This is a genomic window from Amycolatopsis sp. lyj-84 (genome assembly GCF_046549075.1).
GTDB lineage: Bacteria > Actinomycetota > Actinomycetes > Mycobacteriales > Pseudonocardiaceae > Amycolatopsis.
In genome coordinates, this window is the sequence record NZ_JAJPWO010000004.1 from 592,898 (window position 1) to 605,385 (window position 12,488).

The window sequence follows — 12,488 nt, forward strand, 5'->3', positions numbered from 1 at the left end:
CCGATGCGTGTCCTGCACGTGATCAGTGAGATGGGTGCCGGCGGCGCCGAAACCCTCGTGGCGGGGATGGTGGCTCGCGGTGAGGAGTACGGCTGGACGTCCGCTGTCGCCAGTAATGGTGGATTCCGCGCCGACACGCTGGCCGACGACGGCGTGCGGACCTTTCCCGTACCGCTCGCCCTCCGCAGCAGGACGGGCGCGCTGCGGTCCGCGTGGGCGGTGCGCCGGGCGATCGCCGACTTCCGTCCGGACGCCGTGCTGTCCCACAACGTCGGTGCGAGCCTGGTCTCCCGGCTCGCGCTGGTACCCGGACGACGGCCGCCGTTGGTGACCGTCTTCCACGGCGTCGCCGACCACGACCTCCGCGCGGCCGCTCGGATCGTGCGGCGCACGTCGGACCACGTCGTCGCGGTCTCCTCCGCCACCGCCGACCAGCTGGCCGAAGCGGGTTTGAGCAACCTGACCGTGATCCGCAACGCCGTGTTCGCCCAGCGGCCGGTGTTCGGCCGTGCGAGAGTCCGCGCCGCGCTCGGGGTCGCGGACGACACACCGGTCGCGCTCTGCCTCGCCCGGCTGGAGCCGCAGAAGCGCCACGACGTGCTCCTGGACGCCTGGTCCCGGCTCGAAGGCGAGCCGGTGTTGTGGCTGGCAGGCGACGGGAGCCTTCGCGAGGAACTCGAGGTGCGCAGTGAGCCCCTCGGCGGACGCGTCCGGTTCCTCGGCATCCGTAAAGACGTGCCCGACCTGCTCGCGGCGGCTGACGTGATGGTGCTGACCAGTGATTGGGAAGGGCTTCCGCTGGCCGTGCTCGAGGCGATGGCGGCCGGGCGCCCGGTCGTCGCGACCGATGTCGGCGGCGTCCGTGACGTGCTCTCCGGCGGAGCCGGCCTGGTGGTGCCGCCCGGTGACCCGGCGGCCGCCGCGAAAGCGCTGGGCCTGCTGCTGGACGATCGGGCCGCCCGGGAGCACGTCGCCGCCGAGGGGCTGCGCACCGTCCAACGGGAGTACGACGCGCACACCGTGATGAAGGCCTACGACGAACTGCTCCGGACCACGATCGAAGGTGGCCGGTGAAGAACCCGGCGGCGCGGACCGCCGTCATCAGCTGTGCGGCGGCGCTCGCGATCGGCGTCCTCGTCCTGACCGTGGGCCTGACCCGGGGAGAGCAGTATCAGGGCCGGGTGAGCTTGCTGGCCGAACCCTCCGGCCAAGGAGACGGCGCGACCGCACAGTACGGCGAGGTCGTCTCCCTTGCTTTGCCCGCGTTGGTCGAACTCGCCCGCAGCCCCTCGGTTCTGCGGGCGGCGGCGCCTGTTTCCGGCTTCTCACCGGAAGAACTCGGACGGCAGGTGTCGGTGGAGCTGGTTCCGGCGTCCGGTCTGGCTCGCCTGTCCGTGCGGGCGCCGTCGGCGGGGCAAGCCGAAGCGACCGCGTCGGCACTGGGCAAGGCCATGATCGACGCGAACCTGCTGGCTCCGGTGGGGCGGCTGAGGCCGCTGGACTCCCGGCCCGACGTGGTCGTGATCGCGCCGGACGTGCCCTTGGTGGCCGGGCTGTCCTTGGTCGCCGCGGTAGCCGCAGGGCTCGCGGTGGCGGCGATCCGACGGCTGTCGCCGGGGAGGCTACGCGGCGAGGTGGGTTCAGTGCGCCGATCGCTGGCCGCGGCGGGAATCCACCGCCCGGTGGCGGTGCTGCGGGGCGATGACCCGGAAACCACCGATCGGTTGGCCGTGCTCGGGCTCGCGGCCGCTTCATCGCTGCGCGTAGTGCCTGTCGCTCCGGAATTCAGCGAGGCGGCCTCGAAGCTGGCTGCCTCGCTCTCGGCCGACGGCAACGGAACCGGCGACGCCGTAGTGGCGGTGACCGGACGGCGGTACGACGAGCTGACCACGGTCGCCGGCCTGCTACCGTCCGGTGCCGTCCTCATGGCGGTGGTGCTGGCGTGAGCACGAGACACCGCGTTGTCGTGTTCGTCGCGGCCGTCGTCGGCTTGGTCAGTGCCTGGCACGCCCTCGCGCCCTCCTGGCAGGTCCCGTTGCCGAATGCGGCGAACCTGGCCGAGGAACGGCTGCAGGACTTCCGTGACGCGCTGTACTTCCCGATCCGGGAGTTCCTCGCGGGCGGCAACCCCTACGACCCGGCCGCGATGTTCGCCCACTGGCCGGTGCGGCAGGACTTCAATCTCTACCAGCCGTACCACCTGCTGATGCAGCTGCCGTTCGCGCTGCCCGGCTACCGGGCGGGCGCGGTGGCCTTCACGGTGTTCGGCGCGCTGCTGCTGCTCGCGCTCGCGGTGATGGCCGCGCACGCGGTCCGGCGGCTGCTTTCCGTCCCGGTCGTGGTCACCACCGCGGTGGTCGCGGCATTGCTGCTGGCGAGCCAGGTCGGCAAGGCCCAGCTCTACGTCGGCCAGGTCAATCCGCTGATCGCGGTCGGCGCGGCGGGGGCGCTGCTCGTCCGGCGGGACCGGCCGGGCTGGGCGGCGTTGGCCCTCGCTCTCGCGTGGCTGAAACCTCAGTACGGCTTTCCGCTGGCGATCCTGTTGTACGCCAGGGGTTCACGGCGGGTGGCGCTGGCCGGGGCCGCCGTGGCGGCGGCCGCGAGCCTGCCGGTCGTGGTGCTGCTGGTGATCCGTGGCGGCGGGATCGGGGCGTTCCTCGACGTCGTCGTCGCGAATCTCGCCCATGCCACTGGCACCGACTACGGCGCTGTCGATTCCCCGACAGCGCAACGGATCGACGTCGCGGCCGTACTGTTCCGGTTCACCGGCTGGGTTCCGTCCGGCATCGAGCTGACAGTCCTGGCCGGTGTGCTCGCCGCGAGTGTCCTGCTCGTGCGGCGGCTGGACCGTGCGGGATCGACGCCCGTCGCGGACCTGCTCACCTGTCTCGCCGTGGTGGTCTGCGTGGTGCATCAGCCCGGTGACGTGCTGATCACCGTGCCCGCGCTGGCGGCGGTGGCCGCGCTGTGGTGGCGAAACCGGTCCGAGCCGGGGTGGGGCGCGGCCGGGTTCGCGGTACTCGCGCTGGCGGTGCCGTTCGCGCATCTGTACATAGTGGACTCGACAGTGGTTTCGGTGCTCGGCACGCGGGCGGCCGTCACGGTCGACGGGGTCGCCGTCGTCGCCGCGTGGTGCCTGCTCGTCGCCACCGCCGTCCGGCTGACCAGGGCGCCCACCGCCCTGCCGGTCGCGGCCGGGAGCGACGGATGACCGGCGACCTCGGTACCCGGGTGGTCCGGGGTTCGTTGTGGCTCGGCGCCGTCAACCTGGTCAGCAAGAGCAGCCAGATGCTGGTCACCCTGGTGCTGGCGGCGCTGCTGACCGAGGGACAGCTCGGCGTCGTCGCACTCGCGGTGTCACTGGTCAACCTCGGTCAGGTGGTGCAGTCGGTCGGTGTCTACGACGTGATCGGACGCACCGAACGGGACCCGCGCCGGATGGCGGGCACGGTACTGACGATGAGCGTGGGCGCCGGGCTGGTCCTGGCCGTCGTCCTCGCCGCCGCGGCGGGGCCGATCACCGCGTTGCTCGGTGCCCCGGACGCCGCCGGGCTGGTCCGGCTGGCCGCGCTCGGCCTGCCGTTCTCGGCCGCGGGCGGGGTGCAGATGGGACTGATGCACCGGAAGCTGGACTTCCGCCGCCGCCTGCTGCCCGACGGCGGCAGCGCGATCCTCGGTGCCGTAGTGACGGTCGTGCTCGCCACCGGCAGTGCCGGACCTCCCTCGCTGGTGATCGGTCTCGTGTGCACGGCCGTCGCTCAACCGCTGTTCGGTGCGCTGGCAGGCGGCGGAGTGCGGCCTCAGTGGGACACCGCCGCGGCGAGCGAAGCGCTGCGCTGGGCCGCGGTCGTGGGACCGGCCGCCCTGGTGGGAGCGCTGCTGGTCAACCTCGACTATTTGACGGTCGGGCACGTGCTCGGTCCGGACGCGGTCGGCGTCTACTCGCTGGCCTACCGGCTCGCCTGGATCCCGTACATCATGGTGGCGGTCGTGCTGGGCGCCGTGGCCTTCCCGGTGTTCACGCGGTTGCGTCGCGAACGCAGTTCGCTGACGGAGGCCGTCACCCGATTCACCCGCGCCGTGCTCGTGATCACCGGCGGCCTATACCTCTTACTGGCCGTCCTCGCCGATCGCGTCGTCCTGCTGGGCTCGCGCTGGGCAGACGCGGCGGGCCCGCTGACCCTGCTGGCGGGATACGGCCTGGGGATCGGCCTGCTGCAGATCTGGTACCAGGCGGTGAAAGCGACCGGACACGCACGGCGGTACCTGGCGCTGGAATGCGCTCATCTCCTGCTGCTCGCGGCGGGGTTGGTACTGATGACCCAGCTCGGGATCACGGCCGTCGCCGCTGTCCAGTTCGGTGTCGCCTGGCTGATGGTGCCGATCGCTTGGCGTGTACTGGCGGGACTCCGCGTCGCGCCACCGGCGCGCGAATTGGCCGGGATCTCGGCCCGGGTTGTCGGCGCGTGCGCGGTGGGCATGGTGCCCGCCGTTCTCCTGGCCAACTCGGGATTGTTCGGGCCCGCGGATTCGGTTCCGGGCGCTCTCGGCGAAGGCGTTGTCCTTCTCGCCGGATACGCCGGGGCGACGCTCGTGCTCCAGCGCGGCGAACTGTCCGCGCTGCGGCGAGGCGGGCCGCGGTGAAGATCGTGCACGTTTCCCAGCCGACGACGGCTGGAGTGGCCGTCGTCGTCCTGGACCTCGCGGTGGCGCAGCGGGATCGGGGCTGGTCGGTGACCGTGGTGTGCCCGCCTTCCGGCTGGCTGGCCACGAGCGCCCGTGGTCTCGGCATCGACGTGCGCGGCTGGCGGGCGACCCGCTCCCCCGGCCCCGGTGCGATCGCGGAAACGGTGCGCCTGCACCGGCTCTTGGCGGAGCTGCGGCCGGACGTCGTGCACCTGCACAGCTCGAAGGCGGGCCTGGCCGGGCGCGTGGCCTTGCGCGGTAGCCGTCCGACAGTGTTCCAGCCGCACCTGTGGTCCTTCGAAACCGCGCGCGGACCACTGCGCCGGGCGTCGGCCGCATGGGAACGGGTCGCCTCCCGGTGGACCGATCTCGTCGTCTGCGTGAGTGACGACGAACTCGCCGCCGGTCAGGAGGCGGGCATCACCGCCGACGCGGAGGTCGTCTGCAACGGCGTCGACACGGCGAAGTTCTCGCCGGCGGACCGTGCGGCCGCGCGGCGACGGCTCGGCTTGCCCGAAGAGGCACCGATCGCCGTCTGCCTCGGCAGGCTGGCCGAGCTCAAAGGACAGGACCAGCTCTTGTCCGCTTGGCCGGATGTCCTGCGGCGCATTCCGAACGCGAAGCTCGTCCTCGCCGGTGACGGACCGATGGGCGCCGTGTGGCGGGAACGTCACCCCGTCGCGACGCATTCTTCGGTGCGGTGGTCAGGCCATGCCGACGACTCCGCGGCGTTCTACACGGCCGCGGACGTCGTGGTGCTCCCGTCGCGGGCCGAAGGCATGGCGCTCGTGCCGCTGGAGGCCATGGCGTGCGCCCGGTCGGTGGTCGCGTTCGACGTCGGCGGGATACGTCAGAGCGTCGCCGACTCGGGAGCCGTACTGCCACCAGGTGATATCGGCCTGCTCGCCGACGCGGTGGCGGCCCGGCTCGCCGACCCCGAACTGACCCGGCGCGAAGGGGAACGGGGACGCCGCCGCGCGGAACTGTCCTTCGACCGGACCCGGATGACCGACCAGCTCGCCGTCCTCGTCGACAAACTCACCTCCACGGAGCGAATCCGGTGAAACGCATCGCCTATCTGCTGACTCAGGACCGGGGCGGTCCGGTGGACGTCACCGTGCGCCTCTCCTCGACCCTGCTCCGCGAGGGTGTCGATGTCCGTGTCTTCGGTCCTGTCCCCGCCCGGGGAGCCGAGTTGCTCGAGAGTCATCACGAGCCCCTTCTCGTGGCGGGCAAACAGAACCTGTCCGCGGCCGGTCGTGCCCGGGCGGCGATCCGGGCGTGGCGGCCGGACGTCGTCCATGCCCAGGACCGGCGAGCGGGACTCGTGATCGCCGGCCTGCGCGCCGGGCTCGGCACCCGGCCTGCGCTCGTGCAGACCTACCACGGCGTCCCGGACGACGTGACCGAACCGTGGTTCCGTGACGCACCGAGCGCCGACGGGCCGTCCGCCTACACGCGAGCGGTCTTGACCGGGGACGCCGCGGTCGCGCGGGTCCTGGATCACACCATCGTGCCCGCCGAAGCGATGGGCCGGTTCCTGCACCGACGGCTTCGGATACCCGCGGGACGCCTCACGCGGATCGACAACTGCGTCGGACTGCCGGAGCCGAGCCCGCCGGCAGGACCGGTCCGTCACCTGATCTTCGTCGGACTTCTGGTGGAACGCAAAGGAATCCTCGACCTGCTTATCGCACTCGCGTCGCTCGGTGTCTTTCCCCGCGATGCCAGGCTGACCGTCGTGGGTGACGGCCCGCAACGGGCCGAAGCCGAACAGGCCGCGCAGGAACCTCCCTTGCGCGGGCGCGTGAAGTTCTTGGGCTTCCGGCCGGACGTTCCCGCCCTGCTGGCGAACGCGGATGCCTTGGTACTGCCGTCCACCATGGAACAGCAGCCCCTCGTCGTGGCGGAAGCGATGGCGGCTGGAAAGCCCGTCATCGCCACCGATACCGGCGGTGTCGCGGACATGCTGGGACCAGGCCATGTGGTGCCGCCGGGCGATGTTCGCGCACTGGCCGCACGTTTGCGCGCGCTGTTCGCCGATCCGGCTCCGGCCCGGACCGGCGTCCTGCTCGCCGCGCGAGCCCGGCAACGGTTCGCACCGGAGGTCTGTGCGCGGCGTCATCTCGAACTCTACGAGTCGCTACTTCGGTTTGACCATCACCACCGCGTCGGCCGCCGCCAACTCGATGGTGGCAGGGGGTAGCGGAGATGACGGTGGCGCCGACGACGCGGATGACGTGATCGGTGCGGGAGTCGTGGTCCGGGTGGGCGGACTACCCGCAGGCACAAGACCGTCGGGAGGCGTCACGATCTGTGTCGCCGACGTCGGATTCACGGCGACCCAGCCACTGGTGAACGTCCGGGTCCAGACCCCGTTCGGCTGGCGGCCCGCGGCGTCCACCGCTTCTCCGAGACCGCTGCCCTGCAGTTTCGACCATTCGGGATCGCGGTAGTCGTCCGTGGTCGCCGGGGTCCAGCACGTCCTGGGACCCGCCAGCAGCGCCGCGCTGGCGTATCCCGCCCTGTCCTGCTGAGCCGACCTCGTCCGGGTGACCAGCAGCAACAGGGACTCACCGAGCGCGGCCTGGGCTCGTAGCTCCTGGAACTCGTTGCCACGGAAAGTGAGCAGGCCGCCGCTCCCCCCGTTCTCGCGGAAGCCGAAGTTCTCCTCCATGGCACCGCCGAACCGCGAGTGCGCCGTCCACCTCCCCGGTAGCAGATGGGTTTCGGACACGTTCGGTACGAACAGTTTGCCCGCTTTCTGGAGCGCATCACCCACCAGCGACAAGAATGCCTCGAGGCCGTCACGCAGCTTCCGATCGGTCTCGGCCGCGGTCGCGGTGCCGGTGAGGATCGCCGACGAGTAGTGGCTCAACGAGTTGAAGTCGTTGTCGGCGAGGATTCCGTCCCAGCCCTCCCGGGTCACCTCCGCCACCACGGCGGTCTTCCAGGCCTGCTGGTAGGCCGCGTCCCACACCGTCATCTGCCAGTGTTTCGGGTATCCCTGCCACTCGATGCGTCCGCCGCGGGTATCGGTCGCGAACCACTCGGGGTGCGCGCGCTGCGCCGCGACGTAGCCGATCCCGCTGGGCAGGAACTCCGCGTCCTCGCCACCGTTCACCGCGCCCGCGTAGTTGCGGGTGCTGGACAAGTCCTTGTACACCAGTATTTTGATCCGTGGGTTGAGTTCGCGTAGTTTCCGCATCGCCGGTGCCTGGTCGGCGTTGAGCACCACCACGTCATAGCGCCGCGCGGCCAACTCGAGGTCGCCTGCCGTCGGAGGCTGTCCGATCCCGTACCACCAGGCACACGGCGCCAAGGGTTTCGGCGGCGGCGCCGACACCTCGTCGGCCGAACTCGATGTGCATCCGGCCACGCACCCCGCCGCCAGTACGAGCGCGGCGCATCCGGCGAAAAGCCTGGTCGCCGTCGGATGATCGCGCCTCAGCGTTGCTTTCGGCACCACAGTTCTCCCACCGTGAGGATGATGATCTTCAGGTCCAGCCAGAGCGACCAGTTCGCGATGTAGTAGTTGTCGTAGCGTGCCCGGTCCGCGATCGAGGTGTCCCCGCGGAGGCCGTGCACCTGCGCGAGACCGGTCAAGCCGGTGGGAACCCTGTGCCTGGCCCAGTACAGATCATGGACGGCGGAGAACTCTTCGACGAACACCGGTCGCTCCGGGCGCGGGCCGACGAGCGCCATGTCCCCGCGTACGACGTTCCACAACTGCGGTATTTCGTCCAAAGAGGACTTTCGAAGAAATCGTCCGACCGGGCCGACCCGGCGATCCCCCGCCACCGACCAGCGTGTCTGCGAGTCGTCCACAGTGTCCTGTCGCACGCTGCGGATCTTGTAGAGCAGGAAGGTCCGGCCGTCCACCCCGACCCGCACCTGGCGGAAGATCACCGGGAACCCGCTCTCCAGCACGACAGCCAGCGCGCATACCGCGATGACCGGCGCCAGGACCCCGAGCGCGGCGGCCGCCAAGGCGGCCTCGAGCACCCGCTTGATTCGCCAACTGGGCCGACGGGTCGGCGCGCCGGCCAGCCACACCAACGGATGACTGCGTAGCCGGTCGGTCCCTGACCTGTCCGGGTAGAGCGCAGGCAAACGAGGCAGCACCAGCGCGACGCAACCGAATCTCTGCGCCGTGACCGCCGCGTCGACGACCGCGCTGTCACTCTCACTCGAGTGGGCGAACACGACCGTCCCCGCGCGATGGCGGGTGATGGCTTCGGCCAGGCCCTCGTGGATCACCTCCACCGGGAGGTGCTCGTTCCGCGGGTCCGAGTCGGAGGGAACGAAGCCGACCGGCAGCAGCCCGAATTCGGGATGCCGCAACATGGTCCGGATCAGTTCGCCCCCGCTCTCCCCCGCTCCCACGACGATGGCGCGGTCACACCTCCGGAGCCGCCGTCGTCCCCACCGGCCGAGCGCGAAAACCCACGGCCGGGCGCATTCACTGAACAGGGCGAACATCACCACGACTTCCTGCGCCGCGGACATCCCGTGCGCCCGCGGTTCGGCCACCAGCGCCAAGCAGGCCACCAAGGTGAACGCGATCCCGGTCGTGGCCACCGATCGCGGCAGGTCCTGCAACCAGGAAAGCCACAGGCGACGCCGATGAACTCTCCCGGCGACCCGAGCGATCCCCAGTGCCGCACCGGCGACGATCGCTTCGAGCAGGTCTGCTCCGGTCAGCACGGTCGCCGCCAGCCAAGCACCGAAATCGACTGCCAGCAGCAGAAACGCCACGGCGTTGACCCTCGTCAGCAACGGCCGCTTCCGTTTCGGGACAGACTTGCGCCGTCGCTGACCCGGCAGCACACCGGCCGGGGCCGGCGTTCTCAATTCGGTCACCGCCGCCACCCTTTCCGGAATACGCGGAAAGTCCGCGTGTCGCACGTCCCACATCTTCTGACTTCTTCCGCTATGGTCATTCCCCGCCTCCGGCAAAGCTCATCCATTCGGGGTCGGTACGGTTCCGTCGACGAGCGCTTACCTTCTGTTGCAAGGCAAAGGCACGATCGGGGAACTCGGTGAACCCCGTTGAGCTACGCAGGTGAACGCCACGTAGTCGCACGTTTGACCCTCCTTTCGGGGGACCTTGGGAGGCCCTAAAGAAAGGGCTCAACATAGCCGAATATGAGCTGTCGGCCGAATTGAGGTTTACGGCCGCAGACCATATCGAGTTACCGAAGGGGAACCGTGGCAGTGGAGAAGACCGCTCTGGCCACCAGAGCGGAACCAGAACCGAACGCGAGAACAGGCGGACGCGCGCATGTGGTCCTGCCCGCGTTCAACGAAGAAGCAGCACTGCCCGACCTGCTCCGGCGACTCGCCGACGTGGCGCTCACCGAACAGCTCACCGTCTGGGTCGTCGACGACGGTTCGACCGACCGTTCCGCGGCGGTGGCGGAGTCCGGTTTCGGCGGGCTCGAGGTACGCGTCGTGCGGCACAAGGTCAACCTCGGATTGGGTCGCGCCGTGCTATCCGGGCTTCGCGCGGCGCTGGGAGAATCGGGTCCCGACGACATCGTCGTGGTCATGGACGCCGACGACACTCACGATCCCGGGCTGATCAGCTTGCTGCAGGCGGAGATCGCGACCGGTTCGGACGTCGCCATCTGCTCGCGTTTCGTCCCAGGCGGCGACGATCGGACCGCTCCGATCGGCAGGCGGCTGCTCTCCCGCGGGGCGGGGCAGCTCTTCCAGCGCGCGCTCGCCGTCGAGGGAGTCCGCGACTTCACCAGTGGCTACCGCGCTTACCGTGCCACACTTCTGAAGAGGGCTTCCGACCACTGGGGAGAGCGGCTCATCGAAGAACAGGGTTTCGCCTGCATGGTGGAACTGCTGCTCAAACTCCGCCACTGCAGCCCGGTGATCACGGAGATCCCGCTGGCGTTGCGCTACGACCGCAAACAGGGGCCGAGCAAGCTGAAGCTCCGTCGGACGATCCTGCAGTACGTGAAATTGCTCGCCCGCGATCGGCTCAGCCCGGCGCCCTTCCGGAAGCTGTGAACCTGGTGACGACCTCTTCCTCACACGTCGCGGTGATCGGCGGCGGCATCTGCGGCCTGGCCGCCGCCCACCGGCTCGCCCGCCACGGTGTCCGAGTGACGCTGTTGGAAGCCAGTGACCAGCTCGGCGGCCTCGGAAGCTTCTTCGCGCATCAGGACCAGTGGGTGGAGCGGTTCTACCACTGCGTCATGCCGACCGACGACGACCTCCTTCAGCTGCTGGAAGAGCTCGGACTGAAAAACTCGGTCCGATGGCGCAAAACGACCATGGGCATGGTCGTCGACGGCAAACGGCACCGGTTCAACTCGGCACTCGACCTGCTGCGGTTCACACCGCTCCGCTTCCACGAGAGGGTGCGTTTCGGTGTCGTGTCGCTGTTGTTGCGACGATCGGGGCGTGGACGAGACCTCGACACACTCCGCACCGAGGACTGGTTGCGCGGGCTCTACGGCCGTCGCGTGTGGGAGGAGCTCTTCGCTCCGATGTTCGGTTCGAAGTTCGGCTCCTCATTCGGAGATGTTCCCGCCCTGTATCTGTGGCAACGGCTGGGGCGCGAACGGAACGTCGCGACGCGGGGGTACCCCGACGGCGGCTACAAGGCGATCATCGACGCGTTGCGCGCGGCCATCGAGGGCGCCGGCGGAACCGTCCGCACTTCTGTGCCGGTCCATCGGTTGCACAGCAACGCCGACGGCAGTTCCCTGACCCTGAACGACGGTGAAGTACTCACCGTCGACCGGGTGATTTCGACGGTGCCCCTGCCAGTACTGCGCGGACTCGCCGACGAGGAACTCGCCGCCCGCCTTCCCCGGGCCGAACTCGCCTATCAGGGGGTGGTCACCGCCGCGTTCTTCCTCCGCCGCCCGCTGACGGGGCACTACTGGACCCCCGTGCTGCGCTCGGGCACCGGGTTCGACGGCGTGGTCGAGATGTCCGCACTCGCCGGCCCAGAAGCCTACGGGGGCTCCCATCTCGTCTATGTCATGCGCTACACCGATCGCGCTTCGCGGCTCTTCGCCCGTGATACGGCCGGGATCGCCGCACAGTGGACGGCCCAGCTCATCGACCTCTTCCCCGAACTCACGACGGACGATGTCGAGGAGGTGCGGGTGTTCAAGGCGCCGTTCGTCGAACCGGTCTACCCACTGGGTTATCTCACGCGGCGACCACCCACCACTGTGGACGGAACGAGCCTGCGGCTGGCCACCACCGCGCACGTCTACCCGGACGTGACGAGTTGGAACTCGAGCGTCAAGCTCGTGAATGACGTGACCGACCGGCTCCTCGACGACCTCGGACGGCGCGAGGTCGGAGCACGGGTGCCGTGACCCCGTGGTCGTGAGTGGCGATTCGTGTTCTTGAGGGGTAAGGCAAAGGTGGTGTTGTGGCTGAACCCAAAGTGAGCGAAGGCGTGACTCGCGTGATCGGGGACGGATCTCTCGTGATCCGTCTCTGATCACGAGAGATCGCCGCCCGATCACGCGTGAACGCCCCTCCCGCCCGAACACGAGACGTTTGACCTTGCCTCAAGAGAACCCGAACGCCACTCACGGCCAACCCGCCGCCGATCCCGGCCAGCGTGAAGGCCACACCAGCCTTTCCGGGCGTGTCGCGAAAGCCACTTTCGGGACGTCTGATGTCCCGAAAGTGGGGCGGATTCATGCGGTCGTTGCAACATCCTTCGTGAGCTGGGAGTTTGTGGTGGCTGGCGGGTTCGTGTTGCCGCGTTCGGTGCGGGTGCGTTTTTGGGGTGCGGTGCGGGCGGGGTATCTGCCCAA

General features: G+C 69.6%; 11 protein-coding genes. 9 read left to right on the top strand and 2 right to left on the bottom strand.

Translation table 11 applies throughout. The features are described from left to right. The first annotated feature begins 3 nt into the window (after positions 1 to 3). Genes ACLJRM_RS16865 through ACLJRM_RS16890 form a run of 6 tightly spaced genes read left to right on the top strand, consistent with a single transcriptional unit; the run spans position 4 to position 6,892 of the window. A complete protein-coding gene (locus tag ACLJRM_RS16865; protein ID WP_410663530.1) occupies positions 4 to 1,074 on the top strand; it encodes a glycosyltransferase in 1,071 nt (356 codons plus the stop codon). Beyond that, positions 1,071 to 1,946, top strand: coding sequence for a hypothetical protein (locus tag ACLJRM_RS16870; protein ID WP_410663531.1), 876 nt, complete (start codon positions 1,071 to 1,073; stop codon positions 1,944 to 1,946). Before ACLJRM_RS16865 ends, ACLJRM_RS16870 begins: the two co-directional genes overlap by 4 nt. After that, entirely contained in the window at positions 1,943 to 3,211 is a 1,269-nt protein-coding gene (locus ACLJRM_RS16875) for a glycosyltransferase 87 family protein (protein ID WP_410663532.1), read from the top strand. Before ACLJRM_RS16870 ends, ACLJRM_RS16875 begins: the two co-directional genes overlap by 4 nt. Further along, entirely contained in the window at positions 3,208 to 4,644 is a 1,437-nt protein-coding gene (locus tag ACLJRM_RS16880; protein ID WP_410663533.1) for an oligosaccharide flippase family protein, read from the top strand. The genes ACLJRM_RS16875 and ACLJRM_RS16880 overlap by 4 nt, the downstream gene beginning before the upstream one ends. After that, positions 4,641 to 5,750: a glycosyltransferase gene (locus ACLJRM_RS16885; RefSeq protein ID WP_410663534.1), complete on the top strand. Its 1,110-nt coding sequence runs from the start codon at positions 4,641 to 4,643 to the stop codon at positions 5,748 to 5,750. Before ACLJRM_RS16880 ends, ACLJRM_RS16885 begins: the two co-directional genes overlap by 4 nt. Beyond that, on the top strand, positions 5,747 to 6,892 hold the full coding sequence (locus ACLJRM_RS16890; RefSeq protein WP_410663535.1) for a glycosyltransferase family 4 protein: 1,146 nt from the start codon (positions 5,747 to 5,749) through the stop codon (positions 6,890 to 6,892). Before ACLJRM_RS16885 ends, ACLJRM_RS16890 begins: the two co-directional genes overlap by 4 nt. Here the strand turns inward: ACLJRM_RS16890 and ACLJRM_RS16895 are convergent. Then, positions 6,830 to 8,152: a putative glycoside hydrolase family 15 protein gene (locus ACLJRM_RS16895; RefSeq protein WP_410663536.1), complete on the bottom strand. Its 1,323-nt coding sequence runs from the start codon at positions 8,150 to 8,152 to the stop codon at positions 6,830 to 6,832. The two genes, ACLJRM_RS16890 and ACLJRM_RS16895, sit on opposite strands and share 63 nt — an antisense overlap. Beyond that, on the bottom strand, positions 8,134 to 9,549 hold the full coding sequence (locus tag ACLJRM_RS16900) for an exopolysaccharide biosynthesis polyprenyl glycosylphosphotransferase (protein ID WP_410663537.1): 1,416 nt from the start codon (positions 9,547 to 9,549) through the stop codon (positions 8,134 to 8,136). The genes ACLJRM_RS16895 and ACLJRM_RS16900 overlap by 19 nt, the downstream gene beginning before the upstream one ends. Positions 9,550 to 9,897: 348 nt before the next feature. Here ACLJRM_RS16900 and ACLJRM_RS16905 point away from each other — a divergent pair, with 348 nt between their 5' ends. From ACLJRM_RS16905 to ACLJRM_RS16915, 3 genes are all read left to right on the top strand, one after another. Beyond that, on the top strand, positions 9,898 to 10,710 hold the full coding sequence (locus ACLJRM_RS16905; RefSeq protein WP_410663538.1) for a glycosyltransferase: 813 nt from the start codon (positions 9,898 to 9,900) through the stop codon (positions 10,708 to 10,710). 5 nt (positions 10,711 to 10,715) lie between these two features. Then, positions 10,716 to 12,038 carry an NAD(P)/FAD-dependent oxidoreductase gene (locus ACLJRM_RS16910; RefSeq protein ID WP_410663539.1) on the top strand — a complete coding sequence of 441 codons (1,323 nt, stop codon included), beginning with the start codon at positions 10,716 to 10,718 and terminating at the stop codon, positions 12,036 to 12,038. A 193-nt stretch (positions 12,039 to 12,231) separates the two neighbouring features. Continuing rightward, on the top strand, positions 12,232 to 12,488 hold a 257-nt coding region (locus ACLJRM_RS16915; protein WP_410663540.1), incomplete at its 3' end, for a hypothetical protein.